This is a genomic window from Flavobacterium ginsenosidimutans, assembly GCF_003254625.1.
Classification (GTDB): domain Bacteria; phylum Bacteroidota; class Bacteroidia; order Flavobacteriales; family Flavobacteriaceae; genus Flavobacterium; species Flavobacterium ginsenosidimutans.
The window spans coordinates 129,617-154,761 of the sequence record NZ_QJRJ01000078.1; the positions used below are offsets into that span (position 1 = coordinate 129,617).

22 protein-coding genes are annotated in these 25,145 nt (G+C 33.5%); 18 read left to right on the forward strand and 4 right to left on the reverse strand.

What is annotated here, in order from left to right; genetic code table 11:
* The first annotated feature begins 2 nt into the window (after nucleotides 1-2).
* The 7 genes from DM444_RS13895 (at nucleotide 3) to uvrB (ending at nucleotide 6,459) form a co-directional block, all read left to right on the forward strand.
* Nucleotides 3-485, forward strand: a complete 483-nt coding sequence (locus DM444_RS13895; protein ID WP_111287645.1) for a GyrI-like domain-containing protein — start codon at nucleotides 3-5, stop codon at nucleotides 483-485.
* 2 nt (nucleotides 486-487) lie between these two features.
* On the forward strand, nucleotides 488-934 hold the full coding sequence (locus DM444_RS13900) for a DinB family protein (protein WP_111287648.1): 447 nt from the start codon (nucleotides 488-490) through the stop codon (nucleotides 932-934).
* A gap of 109 nt (nucleotides 935-1,043) precedes the next feature.
* Nucleotides 1,044-1,706, forward strand: a complete 663-nt coding sequence (locus DM444_RS13905) for a thiamine diphosphokinase (RefSeq protein ID WP_111287650.1) — start codon at nucleotides 1,044-1,046, stop codon at nucleotides 1,704-1,706.
* A 146-nt stretch (nucleotides 1,707-1,852) separates the two neighbouring features.
* A complete protein-coding gene (gene rlmF, locus DM444_RS13910) occupies nucleotides 1,853-2,800 on the forward strand; it encodes a 23S rRNA (adenine(1618)-N(6))-methyltransferase RlmF (RefSeq protein ID WP_111287652.1) in 948 nt (315 codons plus the stop codon).
* A 360-nt stretch (nucleotides 2,801-3,160) separates the two neighbouring features.
* A complete protein-coding gene (locus DM444_RS13915; protein WP_111287654.1) occupies nucleotides 3,161-3,397 on the forward strand; it encodes a uroporphyrinogen decarboxylase in 237 nt (78 codons plus the stop codon).
* 84 nt (nucleotides 3,398-3,481) lie between these two features.
* Nucleotides 3,482-4,420, forward strand: coding sequence for an alpha/beta fold hydrolase (locus DM444_RS13920; RefSeq protein ID WP_111287656.1), 939 nt, complete (start codon nucleotides 3,482-3,484; stop codon nucleotides 4,418-4,420).
* A 47-nt stretch (nucleotides 4,421-4,467) separates the two neighbouring features.
* Complete coding sequence (gene uvrB, locus DM444_RS13925; protein ID WP_111287658.1) at nucleotides 4,468-6,459, forward strand: excinuclease ABC subunit UvrB; 1,992 nt, start codon at nucleotides 4,468-4,470, stop codon at nucleotides 6,457-6,459.
* Here the strand turns inward: uvrB and DM444_RS13930 are convergent.
* A complete protein-coding gene (locus DM444_RS13930) occupies nucleotides 6,456-6,857 on the reverse strand; it encodes a tellurite resistance TerB family protein (protein ID WP_111287660.1) in 402 nt (133 codons plus the stop codon). The two genes, uvrB and DM444_RS13930, sit on opposite strands and share 4 nt — an antisense overlap.
* Before the next feature lie 57 nt (nucleotides 6,858-6,914).
* Between DM444_RS13930 and DM444_RS13935 the strand changes: the two genes are divergently transcribed.
* From DM444_RS13935 to DM444_RS13950, 4 genes are read left to right on the forward strand one after another with little or no spacing between them, the layout of a single operon-like run.
* On the forward strand, nucleotides 6,915-7,712 hold the full coding sequence (locus tag DM444_RS13935; protein ID WP_111287662.1) for an alpha/beta hydrolase: 798 nt from the start codon (nucleotides 6,915-6,917) through the stop codon (nucleotides 7,710-7,712).
* Between the two features lie 28 nt (nucleotides 7,713-7,740).
* Nucleotides 7,741-8,751: a dipeptide epimerase gene (locus DM444_RS13940; RefSeq protein WP_111287664.1), complete on the forward strand. Its 1,011-nt coding sequence runs from the start codon at nucleotides 7,741-7,743 to the stop codon at nucleotides 8,749-8,751.
* Nucleotide 8,752: 1 nt separating this feature from the next.
* Complete coding sequence (locus DM444_RS13945) at nucleotides 8,753-9,787, forward strand: aminotransferase class I/II-fold pyridoxal phosphate-dependent enzyme (RefSeq protein ID WP_111287666.1); 1,035 nt, start codon at nucleotides 8,753-8,755, stop codon at nucleotides 9,785-9,787.
* Between the two features lie 35 nt (nucleotides 9,788-9,822).
* A complete protein-coding gene (locus DM444_RS13950; protein ID WP_111287668.1) occupies nucleotides 9,823-10,290 on the forward strand; it encodes a DUF1456 family protein in 468 nt (155 codons plus the stop codon).
* 154 nt (nucleotides 10,291-10,444) lie between these two features.
* On the opposite strand, the gene DM444_RS13955 is transcribed toward DM444_RS13950, so the two are convergent.
* Entirely contained in the window at nucleotides 10,445-11,152 is a 708-nt protein-coding gene (locus tag DM444_RS13955) for a LytR/AlgR family response regulator transcription factor (RefSeq protein ID WP_111287670.1), read from the reverse strand.
* A gap of 3 nt (nucleotides 11,153-11,155) precedes the next feature.
* Entirely contained in the window at nucleotides 11,156-12,196 is a 1,041-nt protein-coding gene (locus DM444_RS13960; RefSeq protein ID WP_111287672.1) for a sensor histidine kinase, read from the reverse strand.
* A gap of 220 nt (nucleotides 12,197-12,416) precedes the next feature.
* Between DM444_RS13960 and DM444_RS13965 the strand changes: the two genes are divergently transcribed.
* Entirely contained in the window at nucleotides 12,417-13,214 is a 798-nt protein-coding gene (locus tag DM444_RS13965; protein WP_111287674.1) for a DUF5694 domain-containing protein, read from the forward strand.
* A 270-nt stretch (nucleotides 13,215-13,484) separates the two neighbouring features.
* Here DM444_RS13965 and sucC read toward each other — a convergent pair whose 3' ends face one another.
* Nucleotides 13,485-14,678 carry an ADP-forming succinate--CoA ligase subunit beta gene (gene sucC / locus DM444_RS13970; RefSeq protein WP_111287952.1) on the reverse strand — a complete coding sequence of 398 codons (1,194 nt, stop codon included), beginning with the start codon at nucleotides 14,676-14,678 and terminating at the stop codon, nucleotides 13,485-13,487.
* A gap of 415 nt (nucleotides 14,679-15,093) precedes the next feature.
* On the opposite strand from sucC, the gene gltB reads away from it, so the two are divergent.
* The 6 genes from gltB (at nucleotide 15,094) to DM444_RS14000 (ending at nucleotide 25,061) form a co-directional block, all read left to right on the forward strand.
* Nucleotides 15,094-19,611 carry a glutamate synthase large subunit gene (gltB, locus tag DM444_RS13975; protein ID WP_111287676.1) on the forward strand — a complete coding sequence of 1,506 codons (4,518 nt, stop codon included), beginning with the start codon at nucleotides 15,094-15,096 and terminating at the stop codon, nucleotides 19,609-19,611.
* A gap of 150 nt (nucleotides 19,612-19,761) precedes the next feature.
* The gene (locus tag DM444_RS13980; protein WP_111287678.1) at nucleotides 19,762-21,216 is read left to right on the forward strand and encodes a glutamate synthase subunit beta; all 1,455 of its coding nucleotides are present in this window, start codon (nucleotides 19,762-19,764) and stop codon (nucleotides 21,214-21,216) included.
* A gap of 737 nt (nucleotides 21,217-21,953) precedes the next feature.
* Nucleotides 21,954-23,246 carry a diaminopimelate decarboxylase gene (gene lysA / locus DM444_RS13985; protein ID WP_262510505.1) on the forward strand — a complete coding sequence of 431 codons (1,293 nt, stop codon included), beginning with the start codon at nucleotides 21,954-21,956 and terminating at the stop codon, nucleotides 23,244-23,246.
* A gap of 255 nt (nucleotides 23,247-23,501) precedes the next feature.
* Entirely contained in the window at nucleotides 23,502-23,816 is a 315-nt protein-coding gene (locus DM444_RS13990; protein ID WP_111287680.1) for a GIY-YIG nuclease family protein, read from the forward strand.
* 157 nt (nucleotides 23,817-23,973) lie between these two features.
* On the forward strand, nucleotides 23,974-24,483 hold the full coding sequence (locus DM444_RS13995) for a hypothetical protein (RefSeq protein ID WP_111287682.1): 510 nt from the start codon (nucleotides 23,974-23,976) through the stop codon (nucleotides 24,481-24,483).
* Between the two features lie 185 nt (nucleotides 24,484-24,668).
* Nucleotides 24,669-25,061, forward strand: a complete 393-nt coding sequence (locus DM444_RS14000) for a helix-turn-helix domain-containing protein (protein WP_111287684.1) — start codon at nucleotides 24,669-24,671, stop codon at nucleotides 25,059-25,061.
* The last annotated feature ends 84 nt before the right edge of the window (nucleotides 25,062-25,145 follow it).

Consider the following 25,145-nt stretch of genomic DNA (forward strand, 5'->3'; position numbering starts at 1 on the left):
TTATGCAGCCACTACTCAAAGCCTTAACCGAAAAAAAACTTGTTGGACATTTTATCGAAATGTCTTTTATCGAAAATAAAACTTTTCAATTATGGAGCGGTTTTATGCCAAATCGAAAAGAAATAAAAAATACAATTGGCGCTAATTTATATTCTTTAGAAGTTTATGAAAAAGATCATTTTGACAATTTTGATCCCAATGACCTTTTTCAGAAATGGGCTGCTGTAGAAGTTTCAGATTATTCAACCGTTCCAGAAGGAATGGTAACACTAATTGTTCCAAGTGGCTTATATGCTGTTTTTCTTCATTTAGGGCCAGCGACAGAAGCGCATAAAACGTATCATTATATTTTTGCAGAATGGCTTCCAAATTCTGATTACACAGTTGATGACAGACCTCATTTTGCGGTTATGAACGAAAGATATAAAAAAGACGATCCGACTTCTGAAGAAGAAATCTGGATTCCGATAAAAAACAGAAATTAATTATGTCAATACAAACTTTAAAAATACTTTTCAATAGAGATTTAGACAAGCTAAAATTTGAAATCGAATCATACGAATTCGAAAAGCAAATTTGGGCAATTGACAAAAATATTTCAAATTCGGCAGGAAATCTTTGTCTTCATTTAATTGGAAATCTAAACACATATATTGGCGCAGAAATAGGCAAAACAGGCTATGTGCGAAATCGTCCTTTGGAATTTTCGTTAAAAGATATTCCAAAATCAGAATTAGTTGAGAAAATTGAAAACACGATTTCAGTTGTAAACAACGCTCTTGATAATTTAACAGAAGCTGACTTAGACGCAATTTATCCACAGATTGTTTTCGAAAAAGAAATGACAACCGGATTTTTCTTAATTCATCTTTCAACACATTTAGCCTATCATTTAGGGCAAATCAATTATCACAGAAGGCTTTTGGATTTCTGATTTTAGATTGTAGATCGCAGATTTTTCAAGCTTTGAAAAAATCTAAAATCCTAAATCATAAATCTAAAATTCTAACCCTTACCTTTGCAACACATTCAAAAAAACACACATGTCATCACATCATATAGTCCGCGACGATCAAGAACCCGCTTTAATAATTGCAAATGGCGCAGCCTGCGATCCTGAATTATTAGGACAATTACTAGAATGGTCACCGTTGGTTATCGTTTTAGATTCGGCTATAGAAAGAGTAATTGAATTAGGCATAAAAGTCGATGTTTTATTGGGTGATTTTGATCGTGGATTTGATCCTGAAATTTATAAAACTTCACAATTTCCAATCGAAATCGTTCATACGCCAGATCAAGATAAAACAGATCTAGAAAAAGCTTTTGATTATCTTATCGAAAGAAAAATTCCTGCCGTAAACGTCGTTTGGGCAACAGGAAAACGCGCCGATCATACGATTACAAACCTTACACAAATTGTTCGTTATAGAGATTTACTGAAAATTGTCATTCTTGACGATCATTCCAAAATTTTTCTTCTGCCAACAAAATTTGAAAAATGGTATACAGCAAAAACACCAATTTCACTTATCCCAATTGGTGTTGTAAACGGAATTTCTTCAGTGAATTTAAAATATGAATTAAACGACGATACGCTCACAATGGGTTACAGAACTGGAAGCAGTAATTCTGTTGAAAAAGATGGAATTGTAACCATTACACATCGAGAAGGCGATTTGCTTTTAATGGAATGTTTTGATTAGAAGCTATTTCCTGCTGTCCGCTATATCTTTTGTGGTGAACCCCACCACAAAAGGATGCCGCTTCCATCAGGGCTAGGGCACTCATTTTCAAAACAAGCCTTTCTTCAAAAAAGGAATACCTATCTTTGCAATCGAAATCAAAGAAAATGAAAGCAGAAAACAATTCACAAAAAGACAATTTACACCCAAGAAATCTTCATCGAGCGAGATACGATTTTGAAAAATTAATTTCAAATTGTCCAGAATTAAAAGCTTTTATTTCCATCAATAAACACGAAATCGAAACCATTGATTTCAGTAATCCACTTGCTGTAAAAACTTTAAACAAAGCTTTACTCCAAACCTATTACAATATTCAAAACTGGGATATTCCTAAAAATTATCTTTGTCCGCCAATTCCAGGACGTGCCGATTATATTCATTACATCGCTGATTTATTGGCCGAAAGCAACAATAATCAGATTCCAAATACTTCATCTGTTTTAGGTTTAGATATCGGAACAGGTTCAAATTTAATCTATCCGATATTAGGAAACTCGATTTATAATTGGAGTTTCGTCGGAACAGATATTGACCAGAAATCAATTGAAAATTGTTCTAAAATTATTGAAGCAAATCCAAATCTAATTGACGCAATCAGTTTACAACAACAAACTGAATCTCGATTCATTTTCAAAAATATCATTGCACCCGAAGATCGTTTTACTTTTACAATCTGTAATCCGCCTTTTCATGCATCTGCGGAAGAAGCAAATAAAAGCACTTCCAGAAAAGTTTCCAATCTTAACCCGAAGGAAAAAAGAAATACAAATCCCGTTTTAAATTTTGGAGGTCAAAATGCCGAATTATGGTGCAACGGCGGCGAAATCGGATTCATCACGCAAATGATTTACGAAAGTGCCAAATATCCTTCGCAAGTTTTGTGGTTTACTACTCTAGTTTCTAAAAAAGAAAATCTTTCTTCGATTTACAAAATCTTGAAAAAAGTAAACGCCATTTCTGTCAAAACAATCGAAATGTCACAAGGGCAGAAAAACAGCCGAATTGTGGCGTGGAGTTTTTTAAGTGATAATCATCGAAATTTTTCAATTTAAAACATTTGATTTCTGTAATAATTAGAATGTGTCGCTCCGCTGGAGCTTTAGACTATACGCTTAGAAATTTTGCTATAGATATTTGGCTCCTCTGGAGCCTTAGCATAAATTGATGAAGTAATGATTTTGGGAATAGTCCCTGCGGGACGAAATATTTATAGAAGATTATTCGTCGTAGTTTTCAAAGCCCCAGCGGGGCGAAATATTTTTTGATAAGTAAATGCCAATTTCTTAAGTTCGACAAATGAAAACCTAAAAAACTGTAAACAGACTACTTCAAATATCTGATTTCCAAATTAAAACCTTGATTTTATAATTTGCTTTTGCTACATTTATTGTAAACATTTTAAAATCAAGATTATGGCAGAATACATTGGTTATCTCGCATCTGTTTTTATTGTTGGCGGTTTCTTACTGAAAAACCTCAGAGCAATTCGATTTATTAATATGTTTGGCTGTATCTGTTTTGTCATTTATGGCATCTTTTTAAATAATTACCAAGATTTCAATCAATGGCTTTGGCCAGTAATTATTCCAAACGCCATTTTAGCTTTTGTTCAGATTTATTATTTGACTTCCAAAAACGATAAATCTTAAAATTATGATATTTTAAAATAAAATTCTGATACACTTTTCACTTACTCCAATCGTAACTTTAAGCTAAATATTGAATTTATTACGATGTCAAAACTATATTCCCGCCTAGCTATTGTACTTTTTTTAGTGACAAGTTGTGCTTCAAAAAAAGCAAAATTTGAAGATTACGTATTTAAAACCAAAAGCGAAGAAGTAAAATACCAAACTGCTTATGATAAAGCTTTAAGGCTTTGGAATATTCCATACACTGAAGAAGATGTAAAAACAAGTTTTGGAACAGCGCATATTGTGATCGCAGGCCCAAAAAACGGAAAAGATTTGGTTCTACTCCACGGAATGGATGCCAGTTCTACGATGTGGTATCCAAACATTAAAGTTTTAGCCAAAAATCATCGCATTTATTCCATCGATTTTATCATGGAACCCAACAAATCCAATTTAACTGCAAAACCACTTTCATCTGATGATATTGTTGTTTTTTACAATGAAATTTTCGATCATTATAAATTAAAGAAATTTGATATCGTTGGCGCTTCACGAGGCGGCTGGATTGCGACATTATTGGCCGTTCAGAAACCAAATTCAATTGATAAAATTGTTTTATTAAGTCCTGCGCAGACTTTCAAATTTCTTGACAAACCTAGAAAAACAACTTCGGCATTGATGCTGAAACTTTTTCCAAGCGAAAAAAAATTCAGTAAAACATTAAACACTTTTTCAACTCATCCTGAAAACATCAGCCGTATTTATAAAAGACAATTTTATTTGGCCAATAAATATGCAAAATCCAATTCTAGCATGCTTAAAATGATGCCTTTTTCAGATAAAGAATTAGAATCTATCCAGAATCCTGTTTTGGTTTTAATTGGAGACAAAGACATTATTAATTCCGAAGAAAGTTTAGAAAGAGCACAGAAACATTTATCAAAAAGCGAAACCAAAATCATCAAAGATGCAGGTCATTTTTTAACTATCGATCAGCCAAAAATGGTTAATGACGCGATTATTAATTTTTTAGATTAGCATTCAAACTTCGTATCTTTACAAAACCAAATTTTCAGCCAACGCAAATGAAATTTCAAGTTTCCTCAGAATATAGTCCAAAAGGAGATCAGCCACAAGCCATACAAAAACTGGCGCAAGGTGTAGTCGACGGAGAAAAATATCAAACTTTATTAGGAGTTACCGGTTCCGGAAAAACGTTTACCGTTGCCAATGTTATTCAGGAAGTGCAAAGACCCACTTTGGTTTTGGCTCATAACAAAACTTTAGCAGCGCAATTGTATTCGGAGTTCAAACAGTTTTTTCCAAATAACGCTGTTGAGTATTTCGTTTCTTATTACGACTATTATCAGCCTGAAGCTTTTATGCCTGTGACTGGAGTTTTCATTGAAAAAGATTTATCTATCAATGAAGAATTAGAGAAAATGCGTTTGAGCACCACTTCTTCCCTACTTTCAGGACGTCGCGACGTTTTGGTTGTCGCTTCTGTTTCTTGTCTTTATGGTATTGGAAACCCTGTCGAATTTCAGAAAAACGTAATTGAAATTAAACGAGATCAGGTTATTTCAAGAACTAAATTATTGCATAGTTTAGTTCAGAGTTTATATGCGAGAACTGAAGCCGATTTTAATCCAGGAACTTTCAGAATTAAAGGAGATACAGTTGAAGTTTATCCAAGTTATGCCGATGATGCGTATCGAATTCACTTTTTTGGAGATGAAATCGAAGAAATAGAAGCATTTGATGCAAAAACTTCTCAGGTTATAGAGAAATTCCAAAGACTGACTATTTACCCAGCCAATATGTTTGTTACTTCTCCAGAGGTTTTACAAGGTGCAATCTGGCAGATTCAACAAGATTTGGTAAAACAAGTAGATTATTTTAAAGAAATAGGAAAACATCTAGAGGCGAAACGTTTAGAAGAAAGAACCAATTTCGATTTAGAAATGATCCGCGAATTAGGATATTGTTCTGGAATTGAAAATTACTCAAGATATCTCGACGGCCGTGAAGCTGGAACGAGACCTTTCTGTTTATTAGATTATTTCCCAAGTGATTATTTAATGGTGGTTGACGAAAGTCACGTGACCGTTTCGCAAGTTCACGCCATGTATGGAGGTGACCGAAGCCGTAAAGAAAACTTGGTAGAATATGGTTTCCGTCTTCCTGCAGCAATGGACAACCGACCTTTGAAATTTGAAGAATTTGAAGCTTTACAGAACCAAGTAATTTATGTTTCTGCAACTCCAGCTGATTATGAATTGCAAAAATCAGATGGTATTTATGTTGAACAGATTATTCGTCCAACAGGATTATTAGATCCAGTAATCGAAGTTCGTCCGAGTTTGAACCAGATTGACGATTTGATTGAAGAAATTCAAGTTCGCTGCGAATTAGACGAAAGAGTTTTAGTTACAACTTTAACTAAAAGAATGGCAGAAGAATTGGCAAAATACCTAACAAAAGTAAGCATCCGATGCCGTTACATACATTCTGAAGTTGATACTTTAGAGCGTATCGAAATCATGCAGGATTTACGAAAAGGTATTTTTGATGTTCTTATTGGGGTTAACTTACTTCGTGAAGGTTTAGATTTACCAGAGGTTTCGCTTGTTGCTATTTTAGATGCTGATAAAGAAGGATTCTTGAGAAATCACCGTTCGTTAACACAAACTATAGGGCGTGCGGCGAGAAACTTAAACGGTAAAGCAATCTTGTATGCTGATAAAATTACGGCGAGTATGCAGCGAACAATTGATGAAACGGAATATAGGAGAACAAAACAGATTAATTTCAACGTTCAAAACAATATAACGCCACAAGCTTTAAACAAAAAAATCGAAAGCGCATTTACCAAAAATCCTTTGGTTGAATATGAGTTAGGTCATCCAATTCCTGTTGCAGCAGAACCTGAAACTGCCTATTTATCTAAAACAGAATTGGAAAAAATGATTCGCGAAAAACGTAAATCGATGGAAAAAGCTGCTAAAGAATTGGATTTCTTACAAGCAGCAAAACTTCGTGACGAAATTAAAAAATTACAGGAACAGCTCGCTTAATTATGCTGTTCCTGAAAAACTTCCAGTAATACAATCGGACTAATTACAGTATTTGGTGCTTTTTTCATCATTTCCAAAACACGTTTTACCGCCGAAAGATTTAATCCCATTTTTAAAGCAATTTCCTGAATGGCATTATGTTCTTTTTCGTGTAAAACTCCGTCAATATGCATCAATAAAGCAAGTCTATAAAACTGATTTATACGTTGCAATTCTGATTTTATTGGAATTGCTTTCGTTTCTTGATGAAATAAATCTTGAAATTCTTCTTCGCTAATGTTCAATTCTAAAGCTACAAGTTTTAAAAAATCAAGCTCACGTTTATGCAAATGTCCGTCAACAGTGGCGAACATAATCATTTCTAAAAGTAAACTTCTTTTTTCTGCTTCTGTATTCATCAATTTCTTATTTTTAGCTAAAATATTGCTTTTAAATAAAAATACAAAACACGAATAATGAAGAGGATTTTCTTGGCATTTTTACTTCTATTTACATTTATAGGGAAAGCACAAAGTACGGCTTCAAAAAATGTCTCTACTTTTTCAATTGAAGCTCCTCAACTCCATACTTCAAAAAAAATCTGGATTTATCTTCCTGAAAATTATTCAAAAGATCTAAAGAAAAAATACAGCGTCATTTATATGCACGACGCTCAAAATCTGTTTGATGCTAAAACTTCTTATTCTGGTGAATGGAATGTAGACGAAAAACTTGACAGCTTAAAAGCTCCCGTAATTGTTGTGGGAATCGAACATGGAAATGAAAAACGAATCGATGAACTTACTCCTTTCAAAAACGAAAAATACGGCGGAGGAAATGCCGATAATTATTTAGATTTCATTGTAAAAACGTTAAAACCGTATATTGATAAAAATTATAGAACCAAAACAAAAGCTAAAAACACGATTCTTTTTGGAAGTTCGCTTGGCGGATTGGTTTCCTATTATGGCGCTTTAAAATATCCTGATATTTTTGGTAAAGCGGGCGTTTTTTCACCATCGTTTTGGTTTTCTCCTGAGATTTATACTTTCACAGAAAAACAACCTAAAATCAAAACTAAAATCTATTTTCTGTGTGGCGATAAAGAAAGTGATGACATGGTAAACGATTTAACTAAAATGAAGCGTTTATTAGATACGAAACGCTGTTATTGCCTTCATCTCGATAAAACTAAAATTATAAAAGGTGGTGAACATAATGAAAAATTGTGGCGCGATCATTTTGCAGAAGCAATACTTTGGCTTGGTTACTAATTAAAAAATAAAAAATACTTCTATAAAAATGAAATTAATTTTACGAGAATACCATCTCAAACTAAAACACACTTTCACTATTTCTAGAGAATCTATTGATATACAGCCTTCTTTGATCGTAGAATTACAAAGTGATGGTTTTTCAGGTTTTGGAGAAGCCACTTCAAATCCGTATTACCATATTACAGTTCCAATGATGATTAGTGATTTAGAAAAAATCAGAAGCATTATTGAAAATACCGAAAATGAAACTCCAGAAGAATTTTGGTCCAAAATGCATCCATATTTAAAAGACGATATGTTTGCTTTGTGCGCTTTAGATTTGGCATATAATGATTTGTATGCACGTAAAAAAGGCAAAAAATTATACGAATTATGGAATTACAAAACCGATCATAATCCACTGACAGATTATACTATCGGAATTGATTCTATCGAAAAAATGGTTTTTAAAATGAAAGAACTGCCTTGGCCAATTTATAAAATTAAATTAGGAACAAAGGAAGATATTGCTATTGTAAAAGAACTGAGAAAACACACAAACGCCATTTTTAGAATTGATGCCAATTGCGGATGGACGGTTGATGAAACGATAAATAATGCGGTTGAATTAAAAAAATTGGGCGTTGAATTTCTAGAACAGCCTATGAAAGCTGACAATTGGGAAGGACACAAAGAAGTCTTCAAACATTCTGTACTTCCTGTAATTGCTGACGAAAGCTGTATTATTGAAGAAGATGTCGCGAAATGTTTCAACCATTTTCATGGCGTAAATGTAAAATTGGTAAAATGCGGCGGACTAACTCCAGGAAAACGCATGATTGAAGAAGCCAAAAAATTAGGCTTAAGAACTATGGTGGGCTGTATGACCGAATCTACTGTTGGAATTTCTGCTATTGCGCATTTACTTCCTCAATTGGATTATGTCGATATGGACGGCGCTTTACTCTTGTCTGAAGATATTGCAACAGGCGTAACAATTGAAGACGGTATTATCAATTACTCAAATCTTAACGGAACTGGAGTAACATTGCTATAAAATGATAGTCGAAAAATTTCCAGATCGAATCATTGAAATTGACCAAAAACAGTATTTGTACTTTGGTGGAACTGCCTATTTAGGACTTCCAACAAATGCAACATTTCAAGATTTAGTAGTTCAGAACATTTTAAAATGGGGAACAACCTATGGAAGTTCCAGAACTGCGAACATCAAATTAAGCGCTTATAATGCAGGCGAAAAATTTCTAGCAAAACACATTGGTTCTGAAGATACTGTTACGGTTTCTTCTGGAATGCTGGCGGGAAAATTGGTTTTGGAAAAATTGAAAAAACAAACTGATACTTTTTTTCATTTAAACGAAATTCATTCGGCTATCCAGATAGAAAATAGTCTTCCAGTTTTTATAAATGAAAAATTGAATGATCGTTTATTAGATTCAAAACCTGAAAAAATAGTTATTTTAACTGATGGAGTTCCTTCATTTCAAACTAACCCTGTTGATTTGTCTTTCTTAAAAGAAATTTCAAATCAAAAAGAAATTACTTTGGTTATTGATGAATCTCATTCATTAGGGATTGTGGGAGAAAATGGTTCTGGAATTTATGCTACAATTCCATTTCCAATTAAAAGAAAAATCTTGGTTTCATCTCTAGGAAAAGCTTTCGGATTAACGGGCGGTGTTATTGCTTCGAATTCTAAATTTATTAACGAAATAAAAGAAATTGAAACTTTTACGAGTGCAGCCGGAATGAATCCTGCTTTTGTACAAACACTTTCAGATGCTTCAGAAATTTATAAAATACAACACCAAAAACTGCTTGATAATTTAATTTATATCGATTCGATTTTAGTTCGAAATGAAAATATTAAGTTTGACAATAGTTATCCTTTAATTTATTTACTGTCTAAAGAATTAGTCGATAACTTAAAAAACGAAGATATAATTATTGCCAGTTTTAAATACACCAAAGAAGCTGAACCACTGAATCGCATTGTTATAACAGCAAATCATACAAAAGAAGATTTAGATAAACTAGTCGGAGTTTTAAATGATTTTAATTCTCGATTTTAATCATTTTAAAAACTACCTTTGTAAAAAATAAAACAATGACGAATAACGATATACTTAAAAAACTTCGCGTGGCTTTGATGCTCCGTGATGACCAAATCGTTGAGATTTTAGAATTAGTAGATTTTAGAATTACAAAGTCAGAACTTGGCGCTTTTTTTAGAGCCGAAGATCATCCAAATTATATGGAATGCGGCGATCAAGTTTTGAGAAACTTCCTAAACGGACTGGTAATTCATTTGAGAGGAACTAAAGAAAATCCTAAAAATCCAACCGACGTTTTAGCAAAACATAAAGCTGAAATTCCGAAGAAAGAAACTTCTAAAGAAAGACCAGAATTTAAAGCTGCTCCAAAAGATTCTGAAAAATATAGAGGTGATCAAAGTTCATCAAAGTCAGGTTCAGCATCTGGAAAACCTAAAAAGAAAGCATTCCCAAAAGGAAATGGAAAACCAGTTGTGGTAGAAAAAGTAGTTTTCAAAAACGGCAATAAGAAAAAATCGTAATTGAGGATTTAACCGCAAAGAACGCAAGATTCTTACTTAAAAGACTAAATATAAACGCAAAGTTCGCAAAGTTATGTAGATAAAGCTTTGCGAACTTTGCGTTTGTATTCTCAATCCTAAGTAAAAAATCTTTGCGTGCTTTGCAGTTAAAAATCTATATCTTATTCTCCTCTATTTTATCAAAAAAAGCTTCTTTAAAAGTTGCACCAATCGGTAATTCTTTTTCTTTTATAAAGACAGAAAAATTATCTGTCGATTCGATATGCTTTAGAGAAACAACATACGATTTATGAATCTGAATAAACTCATTTTCTGGAAGAGATTCAATTACATTTTTCAAAGATGAATGCGTTATAATCTGCTGTTTTGAAGTATGAATACAAACATAATTCTGGAGACTTTCTACATATAAAATATCCGTCAAAAATACTTTCTGAAATTTATTTTTTCCATCTGTTTTAACGAAAAGAAAATCTGGCAAATTGCTCTGATTTGAAATTTCTATTTTAGGCTCTGAATTCAATTTTGAAACTGCCTGATAGAAACGTTCAAACGAGATTGGTTTTAATAAATAATCAACCGCATTTAACTCAAAACCTTCTAAAGCAAAATCTGGATAAGCCGTTGTAAAAATGACTTTTATATCTTTAGAAATGATTTTAGAAATCTGTAAACCTGTTAATTGAGGCATTTGAATATCTAGAAAAATAACATCTACAGATTGTGAGTTTAGAAATTCTAATGCTTTTAATGCATCATTAAAAACACCGACTTTTTCTAGAAAATTTACTTTCCCGATGTAATTTTCTAAAATTCGAGTTGCAGGCGGTTCATCGTCAACAATTATGCATTTAAAAGCCATAAATTATTTCTTTAGTGGTATTTTTAAGTAAGTTTTAAAGGTATTATTTTCTTCTGTTTTTTCAAGTTGAAATTGATTTTTGTATGTGTATTCGAGCCTTTTTGTTAGATTCTCAAAACCAATTCCGGTTGACGAATAATTTTCGCCTCCAACATTATAATTAAAAGTTGATATTTCTAAAAATGGTTCTTTTACTTTAATTGAAATAACAGCTTTTTCTTCCTCATTGTTAAATTTTCCATGCTTAAAAACATTCTCTATAAAATGAATTAATACTGAAGAAAGAATTTTTTCGTTTGTATAATTTCCTTCAACAGAAAAATCAAGATAAAGCTGATCTTCGAATCGTTTTTTCTGTAAATGAATATAGTTTTGAATAAATTGAATTTCTTTTGAAAGTATTACTTCATCTTTGTCGGTTTCTGTAATTACGTATCGAAGCAAATCAGAGAGAACCAGAACATCTGCAGCCATTTCATCATCTTTTAAGATTAATTGACTGTAAAAAGAATTCAATGTATTAAACAAAAAATGTGGACTAACCTGAGCTTTTAGTATTTGAAATTCGGCTTTTTTATTCTCCAAAAGCAACTCCTGATTTTGATGTTGCGTAGTATGAAACTGCCAAAACAAAAAAGTTAATGCACTTAAAATTACAGCCGGCAATCCGTAGAAAAAATTATCTTTTATGTAATAGGTTATTTCTCTTGCTTCATCATAATAGTTGTGTATTCCAGTAATATTATACATAACAACTTCTTCCAAAAAATAACGAACAGCCGTAAAAAGTAATAATGAAACTGGAATTGTTAGAATATAAAACAATAATTTTTTTTTGTTTAAAAACCAATTACAAAAGAAATAAAAATTGAGAATGTAGATAATAAAAACTGCCAATAAATAAGCTGGAGTAATCCCTAAATAAATAGCTTTTACGACTATTTTTATATCTCTATTATTTAGCCCAATATCCCAGAAAATATAGGTTAGAAATAATAAAACGAAAAAGATAATATGATAGTAAAAGGGAATTTTTGATTTCATAATTTTTGATAATTAATCCAAAAATACAATTAAGCCTTAAATAGAAAATTATATTTATTTAAAACATACTTTTTTTGGGATGAACTATCAAAAATGTTACACGAACATTTTGAAATAGAAATTTAAGCAGTTAGTCAAATGAAATCCTTCGTTCATCAAAAACAAAAAATAGAGGTTAAAAGACAGCATAGATTTGTCATGAATTTAAAAACAAACCGTCATGCAAAAAATCATTTTATTACTCGCAATTATTACATTAAACTTAACTTCTGCTCAAACTAAGAAAAAGCAGATTCTATTGGTTGGAACTTTTCATTACGCCAATCCAGGTCTTGACGTTGCTCAACTAAATAATTTCAACATTATGTCTGAGAACAGCCAAAAGGAACTCGAAATAATGAGTGAAAAAATCAAAAAATTTGGTCCTGATAAAATATTTGTGGAATGGGAATTTAAAAAACAAGCCGACTTAGACAAGTTTTATAATAAAAATACCGACAGTCTTTTTAAAACTAATAAAAGCGAAATAACACAACTGGCACTTCGCACTGCGAAGAAACTGAATCATAAAAAATTATACGGAATGAATCTTTATACATCTTTCCCATATGACAGTTTAATGATGGCAATGGAAAAATCAAACCAGAAGGACTTAATGGAGAAGAATAAAGCGATAACTGCAAGTTTCGAAAAAAAACATAACGAAAAAATTAGAAAAAGCTCCTTACAAGAAATGATGCTGTATTACAATACAAAACAATCCGAAAATGAAAATATTCAATGGTATTTGGAAGTAGCCAACAGAGCTGGAAATCCAGATGATTTTACCGGACCGTCTTTAGTTTCAAATTGGTACAAAAGAAACTTATATATGTATTCTTTAATTCAGAAATTAACGGAAAATACAGATAATAAAATAATGATTTTAGTCGGCGCAGGTCATGCAGCATTGATTAGAGAATTTATAACACACGATCCAGAATTTGAACTTGTAGAACTATCTACAGTTTTGAAATAAACTTGATGATTTAACCGCAAAGAGCGCAAAGAATTACGCAAAGTTCGCAAAGTTTTTTTTTTAGCCACGAATTCACGAATTTTATTTTTTTACAATCTTTGAAAATAATTCGTGAATTAGTGGCTATTTTCAACATACAGCTTTGCTAACTTTACGTTTGTATTCATAATCCTTGACAAAAAACCTTGCGAACTTTGCGGTTAAATTGACTACAAAAAAAATCCCTTCATACATGAAGGGATTTCTATATAAATTGATTTCTTATTTTAATTAAGAAAGTGCAGCTTTAACTTGGTCAGCAGCTTCTTGGAATTGAACTGCAGATAAGATTGGCATACCAGAGTTGTCAATTAATTCTTTTGCAATTTCAGCATTTGTTCCTTGCAAACGAACGATAATTGGCACTTTAATAGCGTCACCCATGTTTTTGTAAGCATCAACAACACCTTGAGCAACACGGTCACAACGAACAATACCTCCAAAGATGTTAATTAAGATAGCTTTTACGTTTGGATCTTTCAAGATAATTCTGAAAGCAGTTTCAACACGTTTTGCATCAGCAGTTCCTCCTACGTCAAGGAAGTTAGCAGGCTCAAAACCAGCGTATTTAATTAAATCCATAGTTGCCATAGCAAGACCAGCTCCGTTTACCATACATCCTACAGTACCGTCAAGGTCAACATAGTTAAGACCAACTTCTTTAGCTTCAACTTCAATTGGATTCTCCTCACGGATATCTCTCATTTCAGCATATTTAGCTTGTCTGTATAAAGCGTTATCGTCGATATTTACTTTAGCATCAACCGCTAAGATTTTGTTATCAGAAGTTTTTAAAACTGGGTTGATTTCAAACATAGAAGCATCAGAACCAATATAAGCATTGTAAAGTGCGTCGATGAATTTCACCATTTCTTTGAAAGCGTTTCCAGAAAGTCCTAAGTTAAAAGCAATTCTTCTAGCCTGAAAACCTTGTAAACCTACAGAAGGATCGATTTCTTCAGTAAAGATTAAGTGTGGAGTGTGCTCAGCAACTTCTTCGATATCCATTCCACCTTCAGTAGAATACATAATCATGTTGCGTCCTGTACCTCTATTCAATAAAACAGAAACATAAAATTCAGAAGTTTCGCTTTCTCCAGGATAGTAAACATCTTCAGCTACTAATACTTTGTTAACTTTTTTACCTTCAGGCGGAGTCTGAGGAGTAATTAACTGCATTCCGATGATTTGTTCTGCTAACTCTTCAACTTGTTGTAAGTTTTTTGCCAGCTTAACTCCACCACCTTTTCCACGACCACCTGCGTGAATTTGTGCTTTAATTACATGCCATCCTGTTCCAGTTTCGGCAGTTAATTGTTTTGCAGCGGCCACAGCTTCAACTGCATTATTAGCCACGATTCCGCGTTGTACGCGTACTCCGTAACTCGCTAAAATTTCTTTTCCTTGATATTCGTGTATGTTCATAATATAGAATTTGTCTGGTTCTGAATTTATTTCAGAATAAAAGTGCGACAAAAGTAACAAAATACAACTGAAAAGTAAAATCTTTTTTAAATTAATAACTACTCTTTAATTGATAATTCATCTATTTAAATGGAAAGAAAAAAAATCATTAAACAATTGTATCTAAAAAGTTAACACAAAACCGCTAAAACGTTTGAGATTTAACAAAAACTTCACTGATATCAATACCTAAGCGACGATTTTTCTTAATATATTTTAATCGCAATTATGATTTTAATAATTCGCAATGCTTTAATCAAGAATATTATCATTTAAGAACCCTTTTTCTAATATTCCAGTAAAAATGAAAGCAAATATATAATTTCACTACATTATGTTTAACGAAATCTTTATTTTTGTAGAAAAAATATCAAGAATGAAAGTTAAAGAACAAGGGCTTTATTTGCCTGAATTTGAACACGACAATTGTGGTGCGGGATTTATTTGTAATTTGAATGGTATTAAGTCAAATGATATTATTCACAAAGCATTAGACATCTTAATTAAATTGGAACATCGTGGTGCCGTTAGTTCTGATGGAAGAACGGGAGATGGTGCCGGAATTTTATTCGACATCCCTCATGATTTTTTTAAGAAAGTTTGTGACTTTGAAATCCCAGAAGCGCGTGAGTATGCAGTAGGAATGGTTTTTTTACCAAAAAGCAAAAACCAGGTTTCTTTTTGTATTAATGCATTTGAGGCAACTATTAAAGACCAGAATTTAAAAGTTTTAGGTTGGAGAGATGTACCTGTTGACGTTGAAAATTTAGGGCAAATCGCCGCAGAAAAAGAACCAACAGTTAAACAAGTTTTCGTTTCTAAAAACGGACAAAATTTAACTGAACAAGAATTTAATGCAAAACTTTTTGCAGCTAGAAAAATTGCTGAACATGCCGTAAGAGGATCTAAAACCTCTGAAAGCCACATGTTTTATTTTACTAGTTTATCGACAACTACTATAATATATAAAGGTTTATTGATGCCAGAAGACATCAGCCGTTATTATATAGATTTGAAAGATCCAGACTTGGTGACTCGTTTAGCGCTTGTACACCAACGTTTCTCTACAAATACATTCCCATCTTGGGACTTAGCTCAACCGTTTAGATACATGTGTCATAATGGTGAGATCAATACACTTCGTGGAAACGTAAGCCGTATGCGTGCTCGTGAAGAGCTTATGCAGAGCAAAGTTTTTGGCGATGATATCAAAAAATTATTCCCAATTATCTTAGAAGGAAAATCAGATTCTGCTTCTATGGATATGGTGGTTGAACTTTTATTAATGACTGGTCGTTCTCTTCCAGAGGCAATGATGATGGTTGTTCCTGAAGCTTGGGAAAAACACCAAACAATGTCTCCAGAAAAAAGAGCTTTCTATGAGTACAACGCTTGTATCATGGAACCTTGGGATGGTCCAGCTTCTATTCCGTTTACAGATGGTAACGTAATTGGAGCTTTACTAGACAGAAATGGTTTGCGTCCATCTCGTTATACTTTAACTCATAGCGGATTCGTAATTATGTCATCTGAAATTGGTGTATTAGACATCGATCCAGAAGATGTAATTCAGCACGGACGTTTAGAGCCAGGAAAAATGTTCTTGGTTGACATGAACGAAGGCCGTATCATCGAAGACGAAGAAGTTAAGAAAGCGATAGTTACAAAACGTCCGTATCAAGAATGGATTGATGCTAACTTATTGCCATTATCTAAAGTTCCGTACACAAACAACCCTACTCCTGTTGAAAAATTAGATTTCGTAACAAGACAAAAATTATTTGGCTATACAATTGAAGATTTAAAAACGATCATCAACCCAATGGGTAGTGACGGAGCTGAAGCAATCAGTTCTATGGGTAACGATACACCTTTGGCAGTTCTTTCAGATCAGCCACAGTTGTTGTACAATTACTTCAAACAATTATTTGCTCAGGTTACCAACCCGCCGTTAGATGGTATTCGTGAAGAAATTATTACCGACATCAGTTTAGCAATTGGTGGAGATTTCAATATTTTCGAAATTGAATCGAAACAATGTAAAAAATTGAAAATCCAAAATCCAGTTATTTCTAACGAGGATTTGGATAAAATCAGAAATATCGATCACGCAGATTTCAAATCGGCAACTATTTCTACTTTATATAAAATAGAAAAAGGAGTTAACGGTTTAGAGCGCGCTCTTGAAAAATGTGTTCAGGCTACTTTTAAAGCAGTTGAAGAAGGATGCAACATCATCATCTTGTCTGATAGAGGTGTAAGCGAAGAATTTGCTCCAATTCCAATGTTATTGGCTTGTTCTTACATTCACCACTCTTTGAACATTTTACAGGTTCGTTCTAAATTTGGAATCATCATTGAATCTGCAGAACCAAGAGAACCTCATCATTTTGCTTTATTGTTCGGATACGGTGCAAGTGCAATCAATCCTTACATGGTAAACGAAATCATTCACGATCAAGTTGAAAAAGGTTTCATTACAAAAGTAAAAGCAGATTACGCAGTTGTAAACTACAACAAAGCGATCGCAAAAGGAATCGTGAAAATCATGAACAAAATTGGTATCTCTACTTTACATTCATACAGAGCTGCTCAAATTTTCGAGATTTTAGGTTTAAACAAAACATTTACATCTAAATACTTCCCTTACACGCCGTCAAGAATTGAAGGTATTGGTTTAATGGAAGTTGAAAAAGAAGTTAAAAAACGTTTCCAAAAAGCTTTCCCAAATTCAAAAGTAGCAAGTTTGCTTTCTCTTGAAATTGGAGGTATTTACAGATGGAGACGTGGTGGTGAAAAACACATGTTTAACCCAACCACTATTTCTAAATTACAACAAGCGGTTCGTTTAAACAGCCCAGAAAGTTATAAAGAATACTCAAATGCCGTTAACGAGCAAAGCTCAAACTTAATGACTATTAGAGGTTTATTTGAATTCAACAACCTAGATCCAATTTCTATTGACGAAGTAGAACCTTGGACAGAAATTGTAAAGAAATTCAAAACGGGTGCAATGTCTTACGGATCTATCTCTAGAGAAGCACACGAGAATTTAGCGATTGCAATGAATAGAATTGGCGGAAAAAGTAATTCCGGAGAAGGTGGAGAAGATCCAAAACGTTTCCAGAAAGAAATTAACGGAGATTCTAGAAACAGTGCAATCAAACAAGTTGCTTCGGGACGTTTTGGTGTTTCGATCAACTATTTGACAAACGCTAAAGAAATCCAAATCAAAATGGCTCAGGGAGCAAAACCTGGTGAAGGTGGACAGTTACCTGGAGAAAAAGTAGTGCCTTGGATTGCTGAAACTAGAAACTCTACACCTTATGTAGGTTTGATTTCGCCTCCTCCTCACCACGATATTTACTCAATTGAGGATTTATCTCAGTTGATTTACGATTTGAAAAACGCAAACCGTGAAGCTCGTATTAACGTAAAATTAGTTTCTGAAGTTGGAGTTGGAACCATCGCTGCCGGTGTTGCCAAAGCAAAAGCTGACGTTATCTTAATTTCTGGTTATGACGGAGGAACTGGTGCTGCACCGTTAACATCTTTACAGCACACAGGTATTCCATGGGAACTTGGTTTAGCCGAAGCACAGCAGACTTTAATCTTAAACGATTTAAGAAGCCGTGTAGTTTTAGAGTGCGACGGACAGTTGAAAACAGGTCGTGACGTTGCTATTGCAGCTTTATTAGGAGCTGAAGAATTCGGTTTCGCAACTGCGCCGCTTGTAGCTTCTGGATGTATCATGATGAGAGCTTGTCACTTAAATACTTGTCCAGTTGGTATTGCAACTCAGGATCCAGAATTGAGAAAGAATTTCAAAGGAACTCCAGAGCACGTAATCAACTTCATGTATTTTATTGCTGAAGAGTTAAGAGAAATCATGGCTCAATTAGGTTTCAGAACTTTAAAAGAAATGGTAGGTCAGTCACAAAAATTAAATGTGAACAAAGCCATCAAACATTATAAAGCAAATGGTTTAGACTTGTCATCAATTCTATACAAACCGGAAAAAGCGAAAACAGAGCCAAATCATAATACAACTACTCAAGATCACCAACTTGAAAATGTATTGGATTTTGACATCATCAAAGAAGCGATTCCGTCTATTTATAGAAAAGAGAAAACAAGAGTAACCTTTAAAATTAAAAATACAGACCGTTCTGTAGGTGCAATTTTGAGTAATGAAATCTCAAAAATCTACGGCGCACAAGGATTACCTGATGACACTATTTTAGTTGATTTTGAAGGTTCTGCCGGACAAAGTTTTGGTGCTTTTGCAACAAACGGATTGTCATTTAAAATTCACGGAAACTGTAATGATTATTTAGGAAAAGGTCTTTCTGGAGGAAAATTAATTGTAAAAGTACCTCCTACAGCGACTTTCAAACCTGAAGATAATATCATTATTGGAAACGTTGCCCTTTACGGAGCTATTACCGGAGAGGCTTATATTAATGGAATGGCCGGAGAGCGTTTCTGTGTGAGAAATTCTGGAGCAACAGCAGTTGTTGAAGGAATTGGAGATCATGGTTGCGAGTACATGACCGGTGGTACAGTAGTAGTTTTAGGAAAAACAGGAAGAAACTTCGCAGCTGGTATGAGCGGTGGTGTAGCTTATGTTTACGATCCGAACAAGAAATTCGACGCAACGGTTTGCAACATGGAAATGGTTGCATTCGATCCGTTGGAAGAAGAAGACGTTACTAAACTAAGAAAACTGATCAAAAATCATTCATTGTACACCAGCAGTCCATTAGCAAAAGGAATTTTAGCAGACTGGGAAAACCAACAACAGCACTTCGTAAAAGTAATGCCAACTGATTACAAGAAAGCATTACAAAGAATTGCAGAAGAGAAAAAAATAGAAGAATTAATAGCGGGATAAAAATCAATTTCAAAAAATAAAATTCCAAATTCCAATGTCAATATCAATGACAATGTCGTCCTGAACGAAGTCGAAGGATTGGAATTTGGACTCGAGCGATAGCGAACAGGCGAAGCAATTTAAAGAAATTGGAATTTAATTTAAAAAGTCATGGGTAAAATAGGCGGATTTAAAGAATATAACAGAGCCGATGAAAGTAATTTAGCAGTAGCAGAACGTGTTTCGAACTACAACGAATTTACTATTCCGGTACCGAAAGATAAAATAAAAGAACAAGGATCAAGATGTATGGACTGTGGAATTCCTTTTTGCCACAGTGGTTGTCCGTTAGGAAATTTAATTCCGGACTTCAACGACATGGTACATCAGGAAGAATGGCAAGGTGCTTTGGAGATTTTACAATCTACAAACAACTTCCCAGAATTTACAGGACGTTTATGCCCTGCTCCATGTGAGAAATCATGTGTATTAGGAATCATCAAAGATCCAGTTTCTATCGAAAACATCGAGAAAAGCATCATTGAAAGAGGTTTCGCTGAAGGATGGATCAAACCTCAGCCACCAAAAACAAGAACAGGAAAAACAGTTGCCGTTATCGGTTCTGGACCTGCGGGATTGGCTGCTGCTCAACAATTAAACAGAGCGGGTCACACCGTTACTGTTTTTGAAAGAGACAACGCAATTGGAGGTTTATTACGTTACGGAATTCCAAATTTCAAATTAGAAAAAGGAATTATCGATCGTCGTGTAGTGGTTCTTGAAGCAGAAGGAATCACTTTCAAAACAAATGTAAATGTTGGAGTTAACTTCAGCGTTGAAGAATTAAACGCATTCGATTCTATCGTTTTATGCGGAGGAGCAACTGAAAGAAGAAGCTTGCCAACTAAAGGAATCGAAAGCAAAGGCGTTGTACAGGCAATGGATTTCTTGACACAACAAACTAAAGTTTTATTTGGAGAATCAATTCCAGATCAGATTAAAGCAACTGGTAAAAATGTAATCGTTATCGGTGGTGGAGATACAGGTTCTGACTGTATTGGAACTTCAAACAGACACGGAGCAAAATCGGTAACTAACTTTGAGATTTTACCAAAACCTCCAGTTGGAAGAAGCGAGTCAACTCCTTGGCCTTTCTGGCCGTTGCAACTTAAAACATCTTCTTCTCACGAAGAAGGTTGCGACAGAAACTGGCTGATCAATACTAAAGAATTTATTTCTAACGATAAAGGCGAATTAACTGGACTTAAAACTGTTGAAGTAGCTTGGAAAATGACTCCAGGCCAACGTCCTGAATTAATCGAAAAAGAAGGTTCTGAGAAAATCTGGCCTTGCGATTTGGCTTTATTAGCTCTTGGATTTACAGGCCCAGAGAAAACATTAAGCGAGCAATTAGGAATCGAAACTGATTTTAGAAGCAATTACAAAGCGCATAACTATCAGACAAACGTTCCTCACATTTTCACTGCTGGTGATATGAGAAGAGGACAATCATTAATCGTGTGGGCTATTTCAGAAGGTCGCGAAGCAGCAAGAGAAGTAGATTTATTCCTTATGGGATCTACAAACTTGCCTACTAAAGGAAAAGGAGATTTACCGAGTTTATAAATCTAAGGTTCTGAGATACTAAGATACTAAGATGCTAAGGTTCTAAGTTTTTTTCCTTGCATTTTATTAATCTTTTCCGATAAACAACATAACTACTAACAAACCCTTGAATTTAAATTCAGGGGTTTTGTTTTTTATTTGCCACAGATTAACACAGATTTAAATGATTTTTTGTTTGCCACTAATTACACGGATTTCCACGAATTTCTTTTTTTTCTGGGCGATTTCTATTTCAAACATAGCCCGTGGTTTCAACCACGTGGACGCAATATATAATTACGCCCAATCCGTAAGTTTCCCGTGGTTGAAACCACGGGCTATGTTTTAGCATTTTGCGAAAAATGGAAAATAAAATTTGTGACTCGAGCGATAGCGAACAGACGAAGTAAATTCGTGGCAAAAAATTAAGTAATTTGAAGCATCACAATTGGCTTCTTTTAAACATAGTTCCCGCTTTCGGCTATATCTCTACGTTTCACTACGAGGATACCGCCTCTATCGGGGCTAAACTCAAACATTTGGCTTCTTATAAAAATTAGGATAAAAAAGAAATCCATTTAATCCATATAATCTGTGGCAAAAATTCTCAGCAGCATTTATAAATTAGTGTAATTTGTGAAATTCGTGGCGAAAAAAACTTAGTATCTTAGCAACTCAGAACCTTAGCATCTTACAAAAAGGTTACAAAATTCCAAAAACAGCAACTTTTTGTTTAAAAACAAACAATTTGTTATAATTTGTTATTTTTCTACAATTTATTTGCTGATACACAAAAGAGTAATAACTTTGCTCAAAATGATTTAAAAATGCAAGCAAAAGATTTACTGCAGTTAGCAGACCAATTTGGAAGTCCATTGTATGTTTACGATGCCGAAAAAATCCAATCTCAGTACAACAGATTAACTAAAGCTTTCTCTAAGGTAGAAAACTTAAGAGTTAATTACGCCATGAAGGCATTGTCAAACGTTGCGATTCTTCAGTTATTAAAGAACATGGGGTCTGGTTTAGATACTGTATCAATTCAGGAAGTTCAGTTAGGACTTCATGCTGGCTATGATCCTGACAAAATTTTCTTTACACCAAACGGAGTTTCTCTAGAAGAAATCGAAGAAGTTGCCGCAATGGGTGTACAAATCAATATCGACAATTTATCTATTTTAGAGCAATTCGGAACAAAACATCCACATATTCCAGTATGTATTCGTATCAATCCACACGTAATGGCGGGCGGAAATGCTAATATTTCGGTAGGACATATCGATAGTAAATTCGGAATTTCTGTTCACCAGATTCCGCATATCTTGCGAATTGTTGAAAATACAAAAATGAGTATTGTGGGAATTCACATGCACACAGGGTCAGATATTTTAGATATCGAAGTGTTCTTGTATGCTGCTGAAATCTTGTTTGATACCGCAAAACATTTCAAAGATTTACAATTCTTAGATTTCGGAAGCGGATTCAAAGTTCCTTACAAAAAAGACGATATCGAAACAGATATTGAAGAATTAGGTAAAAAATTATCAAAAAGATTCAATGCTTTCTGTACTGAATATGGAAGAGATTTAACGTTGATTTTCGAACCAGGAAAATTCTTGGTTAGCGAAGCAGGTCATTTCTTAGTAAAAGTAAATGTTGTAAAACAAACAACATCAACAGTTTTCGCTGGAGTTGACAGTGGTTTCAACCACTTAATTCGCCCGATGTTGTACGGATCTTCACACCATATCGAAAACATCTCAAACCCAAAAGGAAAAGAGCGTTTTTACTCAGTTGTAGGATACATTTGTGAAACAGATACTTTTGCCAACAACCGCAGAATTCCAGAAATCACAGAAGGTGATATTTTATCTTTCAGAAATGCTGGAGCATATTGTTTCTCAATGTCTTCGAACTACAACTCAAGATACAAACCAGCCGAAGTTCTTTGGAAAGACGGAAAAGGAATCTTGATTCGTGCACACGAAAGTTTCGAAGATTTACTTAAAAATCAAATTCCGTTGCCAGAAGAAATTGCTGCAACAGTTTAAAAATAAAAAAAAAGAGAATATCTATTTAATCCCGTTTCTTAATTGAGGCGGGATTTTTTTATTGTAGATTTTAGAATTCAGATTTTAGATTATTTACATACTATTTGTCAGGCTGAGCGAAGTCGAAGCTATCCATCATTTTTGTCATTTCGACGAAGGAGAAATCTTCGCAAGTAACTCCACAAAGCATACTAAATCCTTATTAAAAAAAGAAAGAAAAATCTTAATTATTTTTTTATCTTAGCCGAAAAAAAAATGCATCAACAAGAAGGCTATCACACCTATTACATATACATCCTTACAAATAAATACAAAACTGTTTTCTACACAGGAGTTACGAATAATTTAAGAATCCGTTTGAGCCAGCACAAAGAAAACAATACAACTGGAAACAAAAGCTTTACGTCAAAATATAATGCTACATATTTACTATATTACGAAAAATTCACTTGGATTCAAGAAGCCATTACTCGGGAAAAAGAAATAAAAGACTGGCGCAGAGAAAAGAAAATCGAATTAATGAAAACTATTAATCCTGATTTGGATTTTCTTAATTATTTATTTGAATAATGTTTCCAATCTTTGTAGAGTTACTTGCGAAGATTTCTCCTTCGTCGAAATGACAAGATTGGAAATAATTAAAACTTTTATGACTACTAAAAAACACTTATTTTTCAAGAAATATTATATTTGAAATAAAGAAGTAAATCGCAATTATTTGTAAAATATGAATTCCTTTGAAACTATTTATGATTTTGCATCCAGTGGAGGATTTAAAAAACTTCAAATATTACTTGTTCCAATTGGATTTTTTCTATTCTCAAGATTTCTATTGTTCTTGATTGAAAATGACAAAGACGAAGATTTATTTAAAAATCCCAAACAGCAGAAATTTAAAGTACATATATTTCAATATGTTTCAATATTAATCTTTATACTTTTCCTAATAATGTTTGGTAGTAAATATTACAAAACTTACAACTTATACAATAGCTCTCTATTTGAAATTGAAGGATTTGTAACTAACTTTCATCCAATGCCATCGGGTGGTCATGATAGTGAAAGATTTACTGTTAATAGAGTACAATTCCAATTTTCAGATTTTGACATTTCAGGTTTTGGATATAATAATGCAAAATCGCGCGGAGGAGCAATAGATCAAAATAAATATGTAAAAATTAGCTACATTAGAATAGAAAACTCAAATCAGATTTTAAAATTGGAAGTAAGAAAATGAGAAACTGTTTTCTTATAAGATTTCCAATCTTTGTAGAGTTACTTGCTAAGATTTCTCCTTCGTCGAAATGACAAGATTGTGGATAATCAGGATTTTAAACTGAAACTGAAATAGTCGATTTTACCTCAGAAAAATCATATATTTACTCTTCAATAAAATCAAAAAAATTAAATACCTTTGAAATTATGAGCACGACATCAAAACCAAAACACATCGGTAGAAACATCAGTCGAATCAGAGAACTTCGAGGTATGAAGCAGGAAGCGCTTGCACAGGCAATTGGTACGAATCAGCAGGCTATTTCTGGTATTGAAGGAAGCGAAACTATTGATGATTCTAAACTTTCAAAAATCGCGGAGGCACTTGGCGTTACGGTTGAAGCTATCAAAAGTTTTTCGGAAGAAAATGTATTTAACTATTTTAATACTTTTAATGAATCAGTTTCAAACAGTAATTTTGGTCATAACAATATTTGCAATTTCAATCCACTTGATAAAGTTGTAGAACTTTATGAACGTTTGGTTCAAGCTGAAAAAGACAAAAATGAATATTTAGAAAAATTATTAAAAGGGAAATAATTCCTCAGCAATAGAAATTACAAACGCACAAATATCATTTTGACTTTTGTGCGTTTTTTTTAAATTTAAAATGAAAAAACAAAT

Bases quoted from the DNA above. Each gene is read 5' to 3' on its own strand.
- DM444_RS13920 (WP_111287656.1), top strand. From the start codon at position 3,482: ATGTCAAAACTATATTCCCGCCTAGCTATTGTACTTTTTTTAGTGACA.
- gltB (WP_111287676.1), top strand. From the start codon at position 15,094: ATGAAAGTTAAAGAACAAGGGCTTTATTTGCCTGAATTTGAACACGAC.
- uvrB (WP_111287658.1), top strand. From the start codon at position 4,468: ATGAAATTTCAAGTTTCCTCAGAATATAGTCCAAAAGGAGATCAGCCA.
- DM444_RS13915 (WP_111287654.1), top strand. From the start codon at position 3,161: ATGGCAGAATACATTGGTTATCTCGCATCTGTTTTTATTGTTGGCGGT.
- DM444_RS13895 (WP_111287645.1), top strand. From the start codon at position 3: ATGCAGCCACTACTCAAAGCCTTAACCGAAAAAAAACTTGTTGGACAT.
- DM444_RS13900 (WP_111287648.1), top strand. From the start codon at position 488: ATGTCAATACAAACTTTAAAAATACTTTTCAATAGAGATTTAGACAAG.
- DM444_RS13930 (WP_111287660.1), bottom strand. From the start codon at position 6,857: ATGAATACAGAAGCAGAAAAAAGAAGTTTACTTTTAGAAATGATTATG.
- DM444_RS13995 (WP_111287682.1), top strand. From the start codon at position 23,974: ATGAATTCCTTTGAAACTATTTATGATTTTGCATCCAGTGGAGGATTT.
- DM444_RS13945 (WP_111287666.1), top strand. From the start codon at position 8,753: ATGATAGTCGAAAAATTTCCAGATCGAATCATTGAAATTGACCAAAAA.
- rlmF (WP_111287652.1), top strand. From the start codon at position 1,853: ATGAAAGCAGAAAACAATTCACAAAAAGACAATTTACACCCAAGAAAT.
- DM444_RS13905 (WP_111287650.1), top strand. From the start codon at position 1,044: ATGTCATCACATCATATAGTCCGCGACGATCAAGAACCCGCTTTAATA.
- sucC (WP_111287952.1), bottom strand. From the start codon at position 14,678: ATGAACATACACGAATATCAAGGAAAAGAAATTTTAGCGAGTTACGGA.
- DM444_RS13935 (WP_111287662.1), top strand. From the start codon at position 6,915: ATGAAGAGGATTTTCTTGGCATTTTTACTTCTATTTACATTTATAGGG.
- DM444_RS14000 (WP_111287684.1), top strand. From the start codon at position 24,669: ATGAGCACGACATCAAAACCAAAACACATCGGTAGAAACATCAGTCGA.
- DM444_RS13940 (WP_111287664.1), top strand. From the start codon at position 7,741: ATGAAATTAATTTTACGAGAATACCATCTCAAACTAAAACACACTTTC.
- DM444_RS13965 (WP_111287674.1), top strand. From the start codon at position 12,417: ATGCAAAAAATCATTTTATTACTCGCAATTATTACATTAAACTTAACT.
- DM444_RS13955 (WP_111287670.1), bottom strand. From the start codon at position 11,152: ATGGCTTTTAAATGCATAATTGTTGACGATGAACCGCCTGCAACTCGA.
- DM444_RS13980 (WP_111287678.1), top strand. From the start codon at position 19,762: ATGGGTAAAATAGGCGGATTTAAAGAATATAACAGAGCCGATGAAAGT.
- DM444_RS13990 (WP_111287680.1), top strand. From the start codon at position 23,502: ATGCATCAACAAGAAGGCTATCACACCTATTACATATACATCCTTACA.
- DM444_RS13960 (WP_111287672.1), bottom strand. From the start codon at position 12,196: ATGAAATCAAAAATTCCCTTTTACTATCATATTATCTTTTTCGTTTTA.
- DM444_RS13950 (WP_111287668.1), top strand. From the start codon at position 9,823: ATGACGAATAACGATATACTTAAAAAACTTCGCGTGGCTTTGATGCTC.